13 protein-coding genes are annotated in these 15,034 nt (G+C 68.0%); 11 read left to right on the top strand and 2 right to left on the bottom strand.

The genetic code is table 11. From position 1 onward, the window contains the following. Positions 1 to 359 precede the first annotated feature (359 nt). Positions 360 to 1,496: a PilT/PilU family type 4a pilus ATPase gene (locus tag DFQ59_RS07850; RefSeq protein ID WP_114279101.1), complete on the bottom strand. Its 1,137-nt coding sequence runs from the start codon at positions 1,494 to 1,496 to the stop codon at positions 360 to 362. A 223-nt stretch (positions 1,497 to 1,719) separates the two neighbouring features. Between DFQ59_RS07850 and DFQ59_RS07845 the strand changes: the two genes are divergently transcribed. The 11 genes from DFQ59_RS07845 to DFQ59_RS07795 all read left to right on the top strand — a co-directional run bounded on the left by DFQ59_RS07845 (position 1,720) and on the right by DFQ59_RS07795 (position 13,470). Further along, positions 1,720 to 2,184 carry an NUDIX domain-containing protein gene (locus DFQ59_RS07845; RefSeq protein WP_114279100.1) on the top strand — a complete coding sequence of 155 codons (465 nt, stop codon included), beginning with the start codon at positions 1,720 to 1,722 and terminating at the stop codon, positions 2,182 to 2,184. Between the two features lie 73 nt (positions 2,185 to 2,257). Beyond that, on the top strand, positions 2,258 to 3,304 hold the full coding sequence (locus tag DFQ59_RS07840; RefSeq protein ID WP_114279099.1) for an AAA family ATPase: 1,047 nt from the start codon (positions 2,258 to 2,260) through the stop codon (positions 3,302 to 3,304). Between the two features lie 193 nt (positions 3,305 to 3,497). Then, entirely contained in the window at positions 3,498 to 3,911 is a 414-nt protein-coding gene (locus DFQ59_RS07835; RefSeq protein ID WP_114279098.1) for a GxxExxY protein, read from the top strand. 41 nt (positions 3,912 to 3,952) lie between these two features. Next, entirely contained in the window at positions 3,953 to 5,215 is a 1,263-nt protein-coding gene (locus DFQ59_RS07830) for a vWA domain-containing protein (RefSeq protein ID WP_114279097.1), read from the top strand. 364 nt (positions 5,216 to 5,579) lie between these two features. Then, complete coding sequence (locus DFQ59_RS07825; protein WP_342768432.1) at positions 5,580 to 6,749, top strand: sulfur reduction protein DsrS; 1,170 nt, start codon at positions 5,580 to 5,582, stop codon at positions 6,747 to 6,749. 125 nt (positions 6,750 to 6,874) lie between these two features. After that, positions 6,875 to 7,414, top strand: a complete 540-nt coding sequence (locus tag DFQ59_RS07820) for a hypothetical protein (protein ID WP_114279096.1) — start codon at positions 6,875 to 6,877, stop codon at positions 7,412 to 7,414. A gap of 334 nt (positions 7,415 to 7,748) precedes the next feature. Then, positions 7,749 to 8,099, top strand: coding sequence for a hypothetical protein (locus DFQ59_RS07815; RefSeq protein ID WP_114279095.1), 351 nt, complete (start codon positions 7,749 to 7,751; stop codon positions 8,097 to 8,099). A gap of 5 nt (positions 8,100 to 8,104) precedes the next feature. Further along, on the top strand, positions 8,105 to 9,151 hold the full coding sequence (locus DFQ59_RS07810) for an NAD-dependent epimerase/dehydratase family protein (protein WP_114279223.1): 1,047 nt from the start codon (positions 8,105 to 8,107) through the stop codon (positions 9,149 to 9,151). A 31-nt stretch (positions 9,152 to 9,182) separates the two neighbouring features. Then, on the top strand, positions 9,183 to 10,640 hold the full coding sequence (locus DFQ59_RS07805; RefSeq protein WP_114279094.1) for a UbiA family prenyltransferase: 1,458 nt from the start codon (positions 9,183 to 9,185) through the stop codon (positions 10,638 to 10,640). Next, positions 10,637 to 12,460 (top strand): hypothetical protein, encoded by a 1,824-nt coding sequence (locus DFQ59_RS07800; RefSeq protein WP_147275198.1) that lies wholly within the window; start codon positions 10,637 to 10,639, stop codon positions 12,458 to 12,460. The genes DFQ59_RS07805 and DFQ59_RS07800 overlap by 4 nt, the downstream gene beginning before the upstream one ends. After that, positions 12,457 to 13,470 (top strand): SUMF1/EgtB/PvdO family nonheme iron enzyme, encoded by a 1,014-nt coding sequence (locus DFQ59_RS07795; RefSeq protein WP_211314820.1) that lies wholly within the window; start codon positions 12,457 to 12,459, stop codon positions 13,468 to 13,470. Before DFQ59_RS07800 ends, DFQ59_RS07795 begins: the two co-directional genes overlap by 4 nt. Before the next feature lie 250 nt (positions 13,471 to 13,720). Here the strand turns inward: DFQ59_RS07795 and DFQ59_RS07790 are convergent, their stop codons facing one another. Continuing rightward, entirely contained in the window at positions 13,721 to 14,602 is an 882-nt protein-coding gene (locus tag DFQ59_RS07790) for a hypothetical protein (protein ID WP_114279092.1), read from the bottom strand. Positions 14,603 to 15,034 lie beyond the last annotated feature (432 nt).

Below are 15,034 nucleotides of genomic sequence, written 5' to 3'. Positions count from 1 at the left end.
CATAACTCGCCGCGAGGGCGCGCCTCCCACAAGGGTTTCACTCCCCGGCGGCCGGAGCGAAGCCTGTGGGAGGCCCGCCCCCGGGGCGATGGGGCATTGGCCGGTGCCCGGGCGCATGCTCGTACTGAAAACTGAAAACTGAAAACTGAAAACTGAAAACTGAAAACTGAAAACTGAAAACCGGCAACGAATCATTGCAGCCTGACCGATGCCTCCGAGAAACCATTACCCCCCTTCACGCCCTTCTTCGTGCCCTTCGTGGTGAGAATTGATTGGGCAGTCCCATTGAACGCATGGCGCGAAAGGTTACCCGGTACGTGCCCGAAAAATCCTGTAAATCCTGTCCATTCACCCCCCCCTCAGCCCTCGATGACGTTCCCGGGCTTCTCCTCCTGCACCAGGCTCATGCCCTCTTCGTCCTGCATCGCCTTGCGCCCGCCCTGGAGGCGGATGAGCAGGGCGAGGTTGTTGGCCGACTCGGCATTGCGCAGAGCCTCCTCGCGGCTGATCTTGCCGGCCATGTAGAGCTGGAACAGGTAGCGGTCGAAGGTGACGGTGCCCTCCACCGGGCTCTTCTCCAGGGCCGAGCGCACCAGCTCGATCTCGCCCTTCTGGATCAGGTCGGCAATGCGCGGGGAACTGATGAGAATCTCCATCGCCGGCACCCGCTTCCCGTCCACCCCGGTGATGAGGCGCTGGGAGACGATGGCGCGCAGGTTCAGCGACAGGTCCATGAACAGCTGCCGGTGCATGGACTCGGGGAAGAAGGTGACGATGCGCTCCAGGGCCTGGTGGGCGTTGCTGGCGTGCAGGGTGGTGAGGCAGAGGTGGCCGGTCTCGGCGTAGGCCACGGCGTGCTCCATGTTGGTCCGATCGCGCACCTCGCCGATGAGGATGACGTCCGGCGCCTCGCGCATGGCGTTCTTCAGGGCATCGGCGTAGGAGAGGGTGTCGAAGCCCACCTCGCGCTGCTCCACCACCGAGCGCTGGTAGCTGTGGACATACTCGATGGGATCCTCGATGGTGACGATGTGGCCGGTCGTCTGCTGGTTGCGGTAGTTGATCATGGAGGCGAGGGTGGTGGACTTGCCCGAGCCGGTGGCGCCCACCACCAGCACCAGCCCGCGGGGATCCATCACCAGCTGCTTGAGGATGGGCGGCAGGTTCAGCTCCTCCAGGCTCGGGATGACCTCCTTGAGGTAGCGCACCACCATGGAGACCTCGCCCCGCTGGCGGTAGATGTTGACCCGGAAGCGTCCCCCGTGCTCGCCGGCCAGCGCCAGGTTCATCTCCGGGCGCTCGTGGAACGCCTCCGCCTGGCGCGGGTTCATGATGGATTGCGCCAGCGCCTCCACGGAGCCGGGCGGCAGGGGCGCGTCGGTAATGGGGCTCATCACCCCCTCGATCTTGATATGGATGGGCGCGCCCACGCTCAGGAAGATGTCCGAGGCGTTGCGCTCCATCATCAGCGCCAGCAGTCGCTTGAGGTCTATCATTCCGGTTAACCTGTGAAAAAGACTATATAAACCGTAGATTACGCTTATTTTCGCAGATTCTGCATTAACCATTCCGGGGCCCCCGGGCTGACTCTACGAGGTACGAGTCAAGTGGACGTCCGGATGGGGCGCACCGGAAAATCAACGCAAATAACGTTAATCTGCGGTTCCTGAAAAGATACTAGCAGAGCGTTGGAGATGTCCGGTTGAAGAGGAGTGAACGATGGCGGCACCGGTGACCCCGCGCGTGGCGGTGGACATCATCATCGAGCTGGAGGATCGGCCCGGGCGGCCCGTGGTCCTCATCCGCCGCGGCCATCCGCCCCTGGGGCGGGCGCTGCCGGGCGGGTTCGTGGACGTGGGCGAGACCCTGGAGGCGGCCGCCATCCGCGAGGCGCGGGAGGAGACCGGTCTCGAGGTCACGTTGCGGGTCCTGCTCGGCTGCTACTCCGACCCGGCGCGGGACCCGCGCGGGCATACCGTGAGTCCAGTCTACGTGGCCACCGCCCGGGGCGAGCCGAAGGCGGGGGACGACGCGGCGGCGGTGGAGGTGCACGCGGCCGAGGCGCTGCCGCGCGACACCGTCTTCGACCACGGGCTCATCCTGGAGGACTACCGCCGCTGGCGAGCCACCGGCGAGCCCGCGCCGCTGCACCGCCGCATGCAGCGTGGAAAAAGTTCGCACTAGACTGACAAAAACAGTAAGGAATAGGTAATATTGGTATTCAATCCAATTCTTATAAGCAGACGACGGAGGAGGCATGCGCCCGGCACAGGTCCTGACCATTCTTGACCGCGAGTTCCTCGGGACCCGCACCGGACACCACACCCCGGTGATGATGTGGGGCCCGCCCGGCGTGGGCAAGTCGCAGATGGTGGCCCAGGTGGCCGCGAAGCATGATGTGCCGGTGATCGACATCCGGCTCTCGCAGATGGAGCCGAGCGATCTCCGCGGCATCCCGTTCCGCTCCGGCGAGCACGTGGTGTGGGCGGTGCCGGCCCTCCTGCCGGACGTGGAGCGCCACGGCGCGGAGGGAATCCTGTTCCTGGACGAGATCACCTCGGCCCCGCCCAGCGTCTCCGCCGCCGCCTACCAGCTGATCCTCGACCGGCAGCTGGGGGAGTACGAGGTGCCCGCCGGCTGGGCCATCTTCGCCGCCGGCAACCGCCAGGGCGACCGCGGCGTCACCTACTCCATGCCCGCCCCGCTGGCCAACCGCTTCTCCCACTTCGAGGTGGAGGCGCACCTGGACGACTGGGTGGCCTGGGCCTACGCCAACGACATCGACGACCGGCTCATCGCCTTCCTGCGCTTCCGGCCCGAGTTGCTGTTCTCCTTCGACCCGGCCCACAACCCGGTGGCCTTTCCCTCGCCGCGCTCCTGGGAGTTCGCCCACCGCGCCCTGCAGAAGTTCGCCGACGTGCCCGACCTCATGACCCGCGCCCTGCAGGCCTGCGTCGGGGATGCCGCCGGCATCGAGCTGGCCGCCTTCGTGGAGAACCTCGACCGGCTGCCCGACATCGACGCCATCCTCCGCGGCGAGGAGGTGCCGGTGCCGAGGGACACCGATCTCCAGTACGCCGTGGCCAGCGCCCTGGTGGCCCAGTCCATCCGCGCCCGCACCCGCGAGGACGCCCAGGAGACCTGGGGCCGCATCCTCGACTACGCCGGCCGCTTCCCCCACCGCGAAATGGGGGTGATGCTCGTCTCCGACATGCACCGCGCCATCGGCCAGGACATCTTCCGGGTTCCCCAGTTCAACGACTGGGCCAAGGCGGTGGCCGACGTGATGCTTTTTGAACAGTGAATGGGGGAATAGACAGGATTTACAGGATTGACTGGATTTTCGTGTCGGAACTCCGGCCTGGTTATTGGTCGCCCCCGCTTCTCAGTATTCTGATGCGCCTGCTGGGGAGATCGTGAGGCGAAGCACTGGTGAGTAGGGGAGAGCAATCGGTTATCCGGCCATATCCGGAGAATTCGTACACTCGGAGGGCGCCATGGATGGAACCCGGGACCGGGAGTTGACGCACCGGATCATTGGTTGCGCTTTCAAGGTGCACAATGTGCTGGGTGCAGGCTTCCTCGAGAAGGTCTACGAAAACGCGCTGGTCATAGAACTGCGGGGCTGCGGGCTGGAGGTGTCTCAGCAGGTGCCGCTCAAGGTCATGTACGGAAGTGAGGTGATTGGCGAGTATTTTGCCGATCTCCTGGTGGAAGGGCGAATCCTCTGTGAACTGAAGGCGGTCCGACGAATAACGACGGAACACGAGGTACAGTTGGTCAACTACCTCACGGCCACGGGGACAGATGTGGGATTGCTCCTCAACTTCGGACCCAGTGTCGAGGTGCGCAAAAAGTTCTTGCGCTATCAGCCGGGAACGCGTGGCCACACCGCACGGTTGCCCCATTAATCCTGTGAATCCTGTAAATCCTGTCCATTTCACAACAAACCATGAAAAGAGACATCGAGACGAAGCTCAGCGCGGCCCGCACGCGCCTGGTCCTGGACAAGCCGTTCCTGGGGGCGCTGGTGCTGCGGCTGCCGATGATCGAGGCGGATCCGAAGTGGTGCCAGACCACTGCGACGGATGCACGCAGCTTCTACTACAACCCCGACTACATCGACGCCCTCAGCCTCGACCAGACCCAGTTCGTGCTGGCCCACGAGGCCCTGCACTGCGCGCTCTCCCACTTCGCCCGGCGCCTGCACCGCAACAAGTTCCGCTGGGACGTGGCCTGCGACTTCGCCGTCAACCCGCTGCTCGTCAACGACGGTCTCACCCCGCCGCCCGGCGCGCTGTTCGAGGAGAGCTACGAGGGGATGACGGCGGAGGAGATCTATCCCTACATCGACGAGAACAACTCCGACGAGCCCATGGACCGGCACGTCTACGACGACGAGCAGGAGAGCGGCAAGGGCCAGGGGCGGAACGATAGCCGGACCGAGCACGACGAGGACCGGGAGCAGGGTGAGCAGCCCGACCAGGGCGGCGACCGGGGGTCCGGGCCGGAGGAGGGCGGCGAGCAGGCCGAGGAGGACAGCGAAGGCGGTGGCGCGCCCCAGCCGCCTCCGCTCAGCCCCACGGAGACCGAAGCCCTCAGCACCCAGTGGCAGCAGCGTCTGGCGGGCGCGGCCCAGACCGCCATGCAGGCGGGCAAGCTCGGCGGCGCCATGGCGCGCATGGTGGAGCACCTGCTGCAGCCCCAGCTCCCCTGGCGCATGCTGCTGGCCCGCTACATGACCGCCGAGGGGCGCGAGGACTTCAGCTACTTCCGCCCGTCCCGGCGGGAGGGCGACGCCATCCACCCGAGCCTGCGCAGCAGCCAGCTCAACGTGGCGGTGATACTCGATGTCAGCGGCTCCATCAGCGAAGGCGAGATGACCGAGTTCCTGGCCGAGGTGAACGCCATCAAGGGCCAGATGCGCGCCCGGGTGCTGCTCCACGCCTGTGACGCCGGGATGGTGGAGGACGGCCCCTGGGAGTACGAGCCCTGGGAGGAGTTCAGCCTGCCGCGGGAGTTCACCGGCGGCGGCGGCACCAGCTTCAAGCCCCCCTTCGAGTGGATCGAGCGGGAGGGCCACCGTCCCGACCTGATGCTCTACTTCACCGACGCGGAGGGGGAGTTTCCGAAGCATCCGCCCCTGTTCCCGGTCATCTGGCTGGTGAAGGGCAAGCACAAGGTGCCCTGGGGCCAGCGCATCCAGCTCAATTGATGTCGCCGGTTGAACGTTTCCCCCCTTGGCGATGCCCCCTCCCCCGTAGGAGCGGCTTCCAGCCGCGAACCGGCCGGTGCCAACGCCCATCGCGGCAGGATGCCGCTCCTACGGGGGGGAATGGTCCGGTGGCAACGCCCATCGCGGCAGGATGCCGCTCCTACGGGGGATAAGGACTGATTGAAGCCCATGGGAGACCCGCCCCGGGACGGTTCGGCCGGGTCTGTCGCGAAAGCGCCGGCGGGAGGCGCGGAGACAACGCGGCCGCCCCTTGATAAGGTGTGAACACGGCACCCGACATCTGCCATGCATCACCATCACAGAACCGGCCCGGTGCCGGTCGAAGGCAGAATCCAAAACTGACATGATGGAACTTTCCCCGGAAGACAACCTGCGCCTCAATGTCCTGCTGGCCCAGCAGCTGCAGGCGGTGCGCATCGATGAATCCTCCATGACCCTCTACGGACTGGCCGAAACCGGCGAGGCGAAGGTCAAGCTCAATCCCAACTGCCGCGACGAGCTCTACGTGCGCCGGGTGCGCGAGCTGCTCTCCGGGCAGGTGCTCGGCTCCCCCGAGGGCTACCCGGTGTTCCTGCGCCGCTGGACGCGCATGGGCCAGATCTCCGGCGTGCGCCTGGAGGACATGCTCAAGCTGGGCGAGCCAGAGGCGGTGGTGGCGGTGGCCTGCTCGCCCAACCTCAGCGACGAGCTGGCGCGGCGGGTCTGGTGGGCCTACCCCGATGCCGAGGTGGCGCGGCGGATGCTGGCGTGCCCCGCGGTGGCCGCCGGCAGCATGGGTCCGGAGCTGGCCGGGTACCTGGTGGAGTTCCTGCCCTTCGAGGAGGATCCCGCCCTGGTGATGGAGAGCGTGCGGCTGGTCCTCCAGCCCGGGCTCATCAACGACGCCCAGGTCGAGCTGCTCTGGAGCCGCGGCAAACGCAAGAACGCCTACCTGGTGGGCTTTCTCGCCACCACCCCCGACAACCTGCCGGAGGCGGCGGCGCCGCGGGAGCCGGGGGAGGCGGGTGCCGCCCTGGAATCGCTGGCGGAGGCGGGGAATCCCTATGCCGCAGCCCTGCAACGGGTCTTCAGCGGCCCCGGCCAGGCCTTCCTCGACACCGCCGAGACGGTGATCCGCAAGCCCCCCAACCAGGAGGTGGTGCTGGGGCTGTTCGAGGCCATCGCGGGCTACTTCGAGTCCATCGCGCCGGCGCGACCCGTGGGCGGGGACATGGATGCCCTCGCGCAGACCGCCGCGGCCCTGGCCGGCGGCCGGGCGGACCCCGGGCAGGAGGGCTGGCCGGAGGGCCTGGCCGCGTTCCGCGCCGCACTCCCCGGACTGGAGGCAGAGCTGGAGGCGCTGCTGGTGCTGGCGCGCCTGGGCGAGCCGGTGCTGCGCTCCATCTTCGCCGGCACCGACGCCATCGGCTCACTCATGCGGCGCAAGCTGGAGCCGGTCACCGGTCCGGTCCTGGAGCATCTCCGCGTGCTGCGCGGGCGCGCCCAGGCGCCTGTCGGACTTGAGCGATCGTAGCGAGCCGAGTGGAAGAGCGGGAACAGATGGAGCTGATTCTGAGGCGCAGAGTGGGTCTGTTTGACGAACGATCGTCCACCTATGGGTCGCTGTGCCGCCTGCGCAGTGGCGCAGTACACTAGACCATGTCGCAGATTCACATTGCCCGGGTCTCCCTCGTCCTGCAGCTGACGGTGCCCACCGCGGTCTACGCCCAGCACCTGGCCGCCTCGCCCGAAGTGGTGGGAGGCGAGCTGGCCCGCCAGGTGGACGAGTACACCCGCACCAACCGCCTGGGCTACTACCCGCCACTCGACTTCTTCCGCCGCCAGGGGGGCATCGACCCGGAACTCATCCAGGCCGCCGACGACATCGCCTGGTTTTCCGCCCAGTACGCCCGCAGCGAGATCACCCGCCGCCTGCGCAGCGTCTTCTCCACCGTGGCCGTGGAGGCCGTCACCCCGCAGGCCTTCAGCATGCCCACCATCCGTCCCAGCCAGCCCAACGCCCTGGACAACCTGACCCGCCACTACACCCCCGACACCCTGCGCATCGAGTTGCGGGTGAGCATGATCCACCGCGACCCCGAAGCGGAAAACATGGACCGTCTCGCCGTCCGCCAGACCCTGCGCATGCTGGGAACCGGCGTGGGGACGGTGGAGGTGATCAACGCGCGGCTGGTTTGATGGGGGTAATGGATGATGGATAAGGGTGAAGGGTGAAGGGTCATTGCAGCCCGACCGAAGCCTGTGGGAGACCCGCCCCGGGCGATGGGGCTACCGGCCAGAACCCCGAACCCGCATATACCCGCAGCCCCTCAACCCTGAGGGAAACATCCTGTCAATCCTGAGAAATCCCGTAAATCCTGTCCATACTCAATCAAACATAGTGCGGGTGGCCGGATGACTGAAACCCGGTTGGCTGCAGCCAATCGGCCACCACCTATACTTTCCTGTAGGCCTTCCGGCCGGTTTCGCCGGCTGGCCATCGTGCCGTTTCGCTGACAGGGACAAGGGTGTGATGGGATACCTGCTGCTCACAGTCGCGCTCACCTTCAACGCCGTCGCCAACATCCTGTTGAAGCTTGGCGCGGGGCGCCTGGGCGCGCTCGGCGAGCCGGGATTCGCCGGTCGTCTGCTGGTCAACTACCAGCTGCTGGCGGGGCTGGCCCTGTTCGCCCTGAACGTTGTGTTCTACGCCGCCGCGCTCAGCCGACTGAACCTCTCCGTCGCCTACCCGGTGATGATGGGGGGCAGCCTCTTCATCGTGGTGACCGTGTCCATCCTCCTGCTGCGGGAGCCGGTGTCGGCAACCCAGGTGACGGGCCTGGTGCTGCTCGTCCTCGGCATGACACTCGTCACCCACAGGTAATGTCCATGACCTCTTCCCTCTATCTGGTCACCGGCGGCGCGGGCTTCCTGGGCATCAATCTCTGCCGCCACCTGCTGGCCCACGGGCAGCGGGTGCGCTCCCTCGACATCGCCCCCTTCGACTACCCCGAGCGCGACGCGGTGGAGGTGGTCCAGGGCGATATCCGCGATCGCGAGACGGTGGAGCAGGCCATGGCGGGGGTGGACCTGGTGGTGCACTGCGCCGCGGCCCTGCCGCTGGACAGCGAGGACAACATCCTCTCCACCGAGGTGGACGGCACCCGCATCCTGCTGGAGAGCGCGCTCGATTTCGGCGTGTCCCGCTTCATCTACATCTCCTCCACGGCCGTCTACGGCATCCCCGACCACCACCCGTTGCGCGAGGACGACCGCATCGAGGGGGTCGGTCCCTACGGCGAGGCGAAGATCCGGGCCGAGGCCCTGTGCCGGGAATACCGCGGCCGGGGGTTGTGCGTTCCCGTGCTCCGGCCCAAGACCTTCGTCGGCCCGGAGCGGCTGGGTGTCTTCGCGCTGCTCTACGGCTGGGCCGCCGAGGGGCGGAACTTCCCGGTGCTCGGTTCCGGAAACAACCGCTACCAGCTGCTCGACGTGGAGGACCTGTGCACGGCCATCGAGCTCTGCGCCACCGCCGACGACGAGGACAGGGTCAACGACACCTTCAACGTGGGGGCGCGGGAGTTCGGGACCATGCGCGAGAACTTCCAGGCGGTCCTCGACCGGGCGGGCTTCGGCAGGAAAATCATCGGGTTTCCCGCCCGGCCGGTGATCTGGACCCTGAAGCTGCTCGAGCGCCTGCATCTCTCGCCCCTCTACCGGTGGGTCTACGAAACGGCCGCCGAGGACAGCTTCGTCTCCATCGAACGCATCGAGAGCCGGCTCGGGTTCCGGCCGCAGTACTCCAACCGGGACGCCCTGATCCGCAACTACGAGTGGTACCTGGCCCACCGGGACGAGTACCGCGGAACCACCGGCATTTCCCACCGGGTACCGTGGAAACAGGGCATCCTCGGATTGGTGAAGCACTTGTTCTGACGCTGTGACCACATGGACAGGAGCAGGGCGGGTGGAAACCGGACACGTTCCAGACAGCCATGACCCGGGTGCACAGGCGGTGCCGCTCGTGGTGGATCTGGATGGTACGCTGGTGCGTACCAACCTGCTGCTGGAGTCGGTCTTCATGCTGGCCCGGCAACATCCCGCACGCATCCTGCAATTGCCACTGTGGCTCGCCCGGGGGCGGGCGCACTTCAAGCAGCAGTTGGCGAAGGTGGTTCTGCCCGATGCCCATACCCTGCCGTACCACCCCGGCCTCATCGCCCTGCTCGAGGCGCAGCGGGAGGGGGGGCGCCCCCTGGTACTGGCCACCGGGGCGGACGAGCGGGTGGCGCGGGCGGTGGCCGCGGAAATCGACATATTCACCGAGGTCCTCGCCAGCGACGGCCACACCAACCTCAGCGGCGGGAACAAGCGGGAGAAGCTGGTGGCGCTCTACGGCGAGCGCGGGTTCGACTACGCGGGCAACAGCTACCGGGACCTGCCGGTGTGGCGTTCCGCCCGCCGCGCCCTGCTGGTCCGGCCCGTGCCCGGCCTGGCCGCCGCCGCCGCCCGCACCACGCCCATCGAGCGGATATTCGAGGACGGTGTCCACCATCCGCGCGCCTACCTGCAGGCCCTGCGCCCCCACCACTGGCTTAAGAACCTCCTGATCCTCGCCCCCCTGGCCGCCTCCCACAAGTTCTATGACGGCCATCTCCTGGGGCTGGTGCTGCTGGCCTTCGCCGCCTTCACCCTGTGCGCCTCCGCGGTCTACCTCTTCAACGACCTGCTCGACCTGCCGGCCGATCGCCACCACCCCCACAAGCGGGAGCGGCCCCTGGCCTCCGGGCGCCTGCCCCTCGGCCACGCCCTGGCGCTGATACCCCTGCTGCTGGCCGGCGCCGTCCTGATCGGGCTATGGCTGCCGCCGCTGTTCCTGGCGGTGCTCGGGCTCTACATCACCCTGACCCTGGCCTATTCACTGGGGCTCAAGGATGTGGCCATCCTCGATGTGCTGATCCTGGCGGCCGGCTATACCCTGCGGGTCCTGGCCGGCGCGGTGGCGGCCGGCATCCCGCCATCGCCCTGGCTGCTGGCCTTCTGCGTCTTCATCTTCTTCAGCCTGGCGCTGGTGAAGCGCTACGCGGAGCTGATGGCCATGCGCGCCGTGGAGGGCCGGCGGGCCCACGCGCGGGGCTACCTGCTGGAGGACAGCGAACTCATCGCCGCCCTGGGGGTGGCGAGCGGCTACCTGTCGGTGCTGGTGCTCGCCCTCTACATCACCAGCGATCTCGCCCACAGCCTCTATCGGCACTACGAGCTCATCTGGCTGGTCTGCGTCCTGCTCCTCTACTGGGTCAGCCACATGTGGCTGCAGGCCCACCGCCGCCGGATGCACGACGATCCCCTCATCTTCGCGGGCCGGGATCGCCTGAGCCGGGTCCTCGTGCTCCTGATGCTGCTGCTGCTGGTGCTGGCCATATGAGCGACCGGATTCCACTCCAACGGGATAGGGGGGAGCATCTCCGCCCCGGCCGGAGCCGGCCCCGCCGCGGGGCGGTGGCGGCCTGCCTGCTGGTCGCGCTCCTGGCGGTACCCGTTGCCCGCGCCGCGGAGACCGGCACGACGCCGGAGGATCAGGCCCGGGAGTACGCGGCGCCGGGCCCGAAGAGCATCCTCCAGCTGCAGCCCTTCCGCCAGAGCGAGACCCGCCCGTTCGGGGCGCCCGGCGGGCGGCCGGGCAGCGCCACCCTCGTCAATCTCAATCCCCGCCTCAACAGCTGGTTCCTGCTGCTGCTGGACCGGGACGGGGGTGACGCTCCGCTGGCCTTCCACCTGGAGAACCCGGACCCGGGGCGGCAGCGGATCCGGCTGGCGGATGCGCCCGCCCGGGGGGTGGTCATCACGACGGCGGGCGAGAGCCGCGACTGCGTTCTGTGGACCGACGACCTGCGCGGCCCGCTGGCGGAGGCCCGGCGCAGCGCGCTGCCCTACGCGCCGCTGTGCGGCGACCGGCTCTACCTGCGCAACCCGGTCAGCGGTGCCCGGACCCGGCTGGAGAGCGTGACCGACTTCCTGCGCGACCACGTCTGGGGGGGCGAGCGGATCGTCGGCTTCGTGCGCCAGGAGTTCTATCGCGACGCCTTCCTGGTCCAGGGCGTGCCCGCGGAGGACGGGGAGTGCCCGCCGGTGCCTGGCGGTGCGCCGCCCCAGGCAGCCATGGGCGAGGCCTACGCCCGCCGCAGCGTCGTGCCCGAGCACCTCGGCATCGAGGTGGCTGCACCGCGGGGCCCGCTGACCCTCGGCTGCTGGTATCCGGTCCGTGACCTTCCCGGTGTGTGGCTGAGCGCCATGCAGCCGCGGGCGGTCGATCCCCTGATCCTGGGCAGCCACCGGCGGCGGGTGAGCAACCTGGACAGCGTGGAGTCGGCCGCCCTCGACTACCTGGTCGCCTTCGATCTCGACGCCTTCGAGCTGGAGTTCGAGCTCGGCACCGACCACCCCCGGCTGGGCTGGTCCGATCGCACGCTGCCGGCGCAGCGCGACGAGAGCCTGCCGGGTCCGGACGGCGTGGGCGGCCCCGCACCCCTGGTGACCACCGGCATGGTCGCCCCGGCGCTCGCCAGCCGCACCGTGGCCGCATTCACCGGCGGCTTCAAGCGCGACCACAGCGCCTTCCGCTACGGCGAGCTGTCCCTGCGCAACCACGGCAGCCACTACGGCTTCATCGAGCACGGCGTCGTCTTCAGCAAGCTCCAGCCGGGTCTCGCCACCCTCTATGTGCTCGACGACGGGCAGGTGGGGCTGAAGACCTGGACCGGGGTGGACAACGGGCTGCTCGGTCGCATCCGCCTCGCGCGCCAGAACGGCGTGCCGCTGATCGAGGCCGACCCGGAATCGGGCGCCGCCGTGCCCGGCGCCCTCGTCACCCGCTGGGGCGCGGGCAACTGGTCCGGCTCGGCGGAGGGCAAGCTGCGCACCCTGCGCGCCGGCGCCTGCCTGCAGGAGAGCCCGGCCGGCCGGTTCCTGGTCTACGGCTACTTCTCCAGCGCCACCCCCTCGGCGATGGTGCGGGTGTTCCAGGCCTACGGCTGCAGCGGTGCCATGCTGCTGGACATGAACGCCCTGGAGCACAGCTACCTCGCCCTCTATGCCCGCCAGGGCAGCGAGGTGAAGGTCATGCACCTCATCACCGACATGACCGAGGTGGACAAGAGCGTCGGCGGGCGGCTGATTCCACGCTTCCTCGGCTTCCCGGACAACCGGGATTTCTTCTACCTCGTGCGTCGGGAGCAGACGCAATGAAGCGATTCCACGCCTGGATCCTGATGACGGCCCTGCCGGCCTGCCTGGCGCTCACCGCGGCCGGGGCCGAAACCTTTGCCGAGCAGAACGAGCGTCTCTTCGCCCGGCTGCAGGCGGTGCACGGTCTCAGCGACGGGCAGATGACGGAACTGCGCGCCATCTTCGGGCGCTCGGGATTCGTGGGGCAGGGCAATCCGGCCGTGGCGCGGCACCCGCAGACGGAGGAGCAGTGCCAGGCCCGGCTCGAGGCGCAGTCCATCGACTACGCCAACCCGGAGTACGAGCGCATCTGCGGGGCGAAGTACATGGCGCCCCTCTATGATCCCGGCACCGAGCGACCCGAACAGGCGCGGGCCTGCATCGACCAGTTCGAGTTTCCGGACATCCCCTGCGCCTATCCCGTGGTCTGGGTGCGGGCGCGGGAGGCGGAGGAGATCTGCGCCGCGGTGGGCAAGCGCCTGTGCGATGCCCACGAGTGGGAGGGCGCCTGCGACGGGGCGCTGGAGCCGCCCGACTACCGCTTCGACCTGGCCCGCGGGGTGAGCCCGGAGGCGGCGGTGAGCCGCATGCGCGCGGCCCACAACCGGGCCCATGGGGCGGACAAGCGCTGGAGCTACGGGCCCGCCTACCGGAAGGGAATCTGCGCCGCGGGCAGCAGCAAGAGTCCCGGCTGCGACGGGGGCGGCTGGAACCGCTGCGGGTCCAACACCTACCCGACCGGCGCCTTTCCCGAGTGCCGCAGCCCGCTCGGGGTCTACGACCTCAACGGCAATGCGGCGGAGCACATGAACCTGCCGCTGAACGAGGCGCAGATGGCGAGCCGCGGCAGCAGGGAGCTCGGCTACACGGAGATGAAGGGCAGCTGGTTCATCTTCGACAGCTACCGGGCCCACGAGGACTGGTGCCGCTGGCGCGCGCCCTACTGGCACGGCAGCCGGGTCATGGATGAACACAGCCACGCCAACTACCACCTGGGATTCCGCTGCTGCAAGAGCATCGGGCCGCCCTAGCCGGGATTTTTTCTCGCCAAGATTGCCAAGAACGCCAAGGCTAATAATGATCAAGACCTGACGAATGGAGCGTCGAGCATCGTCCCGGGCGAGGGCCGCTGCGGTACAAGACCATCAATCCTTTGTTTTCCTGGCGTTCTTCGCGTCTTGGCGAGAGATATTAAGAAGTATTGGGGCTGGGAAGCGAATGAAGCGCCACCCGCCCGGAGCAGCCCGGGCGGGCGGGGAGAAGCGGGGGTGATGCGGCGGATCAGCGCAGCTGGCTGGTCGACACCGGCAGGCTGGCGAGCTGCTCGGCCTTGGCCGGGCCGAGGGCGGCGATCAACCGGTCGAGTTCCGGAATCGGCCCCTCGTCGTTCAGCACCGGGGCGAGCCGCGGGTCCTCCAGCAGGCGGACGAGGGGGCGCGGCTCGCCGTCCACGTAGGCCACGTCGCTCACCAGGCGCACGCCATGGCTGTAGTCGGCGTAGCGGGCCCCGTGCACCGTGCTCAGGGGCTGGATCGGCTTGCCGTTGGTCCGGTGCCAGCCGTAGATGGCCACCCGGCCCGGAATGCGCCGCAGCCGCTCGGTGATGACCAGGTCCTTCTTGTGGCCGGCGATGAGGGCCCCGGGGGCGGCGGTCCGCTCCTGCATCTGCGCCTCGACCCGCTGCTCATGATCCAGGTAGTAGGCGGTGGTGCGCATCCGGCTGCCCGGCGGGAGGGGCTGGGGCGGGAGCTTCACCGCCGCCTGCCGGTAGATGGCGTCCACAATCTTCGCGGTGGGCAGCACGAAGCCGAACCGGTCCGCAACCACCAGGGCCGTCTCCAGCCCCATGGGGATGCGCAGGAAGTCCTGGTCCGAGCCGATGGCGAGATAGTCCGGCAGGACGCAGAGCGTCACCTCCACCGGCCGGCCGTCGGCGCCCTTGCCGTTCAGGGTCACCGGGGTGAGCCGGCGGAGAAAACGGGGGAGGTTGCCCGCGAGCAGCTCGGAGCGGATGACCTTCTCCCGCCCCGCCTCGTTCATCCCCTTCACCCGCTGGACGAAGCCCTCGGCGGGCAGCGCCGCCGCGGAACGGACGGGAATCTGACGCAGCTGTGATGGATTGCAGAGGGAATCGGCGGCTGCCGTGCCCGGCAGACCGAGCAAGCAAAACACCAGCAAAACACCTGCCCGGCTCAACAAAGCGCGTGCCGTCACCCTCACCCCCAGGATTCACAATATTTCCACAGATGCCCTTTTAATACAAAAACATGAGCAGAGTCAAGCAGTTCCGTCACGTGTGCGAAATGAGGGATGGGGCGTGGGTCGGAGCCGGAGCGCGCGGACGGCCCCCGCACCAACAGAAGCAACCCGACAGAAAGCCTGTCCATCCTGAGAATCCTGTCCATTCAAAACCAATCGCTGCGAGAGCGCCCCTCCCGTAGGTGCAGATTCATCTGCTCACCCCCGCGGCCCGACCGAAGCCTGTGGGATGCCCGCCCCGGGGCGATGGGGCCTCTGCTGCATCGACCACGCAGACTGGTGACTGGTGACTGGTGACTGGTGACTGGTGACTGGTGACTGGTGACTGGTGACTGG

The sequence above is a fragment of the Thioalbus denitrificans genome (assembly GCF_003337735.1).
GTDB classification, from domain to species: Bacteria; Pseudomonadota; Gammaproteobacteria; order DSM-26407; family DSM-26407; genus Thioalbus; species Thioalbus denitrificans.
The sequence above is the reverse complement of the archived record's forward strand: the minus strand, read 5'-3'. Positions and strand labels throughout refer to the sequence as shown.

What these genes read in the sequence shown, in the direction of transcription:
- DFQ59_RS07850 (WP_114279101.1), bottom strand. Translation starts at nt 1,496, where the DNA reads ATGATAGACCTCAAGCGACTGCTGGCGCTGATGATGGAGCGCAACGCC.
- DFQ59_RS07845 (WP_114279100.1), top strand. Translation starts at nt 1,720, where the DNA reads ATGGCGGCACCGGTGACCCCGCGCGTGGCGGTGGACATCATCATCGAG.
- DFQ59_RS07840 (WP_114279099.1), top strand. Translation starts at nt 2,258, where the DNA reads ATGCGCCCGGCACAGGTCCTGACCATTCTTGACCGCGAGTTCCTCGGG.
- DFQ59_RS07835 (WP_114279098.1), top strand. Translation starts at nt 3,498, where the DNA reads ATGGATGGAACCCGGGACCGGGAGTTGACGCACCGGATCATTGGTTGC.
- DFQ59_RS07830 (WP_114279097.1), top strand. Translation starts at nt 3,953, where the DNA reads ATGAAAAGAGACATCGAGACGAAGCTCAGCGCGGCCCGCACGCGCCTG.
- DFQ59_RS07825 (WP_342768432.1), top strand. Translation starts at nt 5,580, where the DNA reads ATGATGGAACTTTCCCCGGAAGACAACCTGCGCCTCAATGTCCTGCTG.
- DFQ59_RS07820 (WP_114279096.1), top strand. Translation starts at nt 6,875, where the DNA reads ATGTCGCAGATTCACATTGCCCGGGTCTCCCTCGTCCTGCAGCTGACG.
- DFQ59_RS07815 (WP_114279095.1), top strand. Translation starts at nt 7,749, where the DNA reads ATGGGATACCTGCTGCTCACAGTCGCGCTCACCTTCAACGCCGTCGCC.
- DFQ59_RS07810 (WP_114279223.1), top strand. Translation starts at nt 8,105, where the DNA reads ATGACCTCTTCCCTCTATCTGGTCACCGGCGGCGCGGGCTTCCTGGGC.
- DFQ59_RS07800 (WP_147275198.1), top strand. Translation starts at nt 10,637, where the DNA reads ATGAGCGACCGGATTCCACTCCAACGGGATAGGGGGGAGCATCTCCGC.
- DFQ59_RS07795 (WP_211314820.1), top strand. Translation starts at nt 12,457, where the DNA reads ATGAAGCGATTCCACGCCTGGATCCTGATGACGGCCCTGCCGGCCTGC.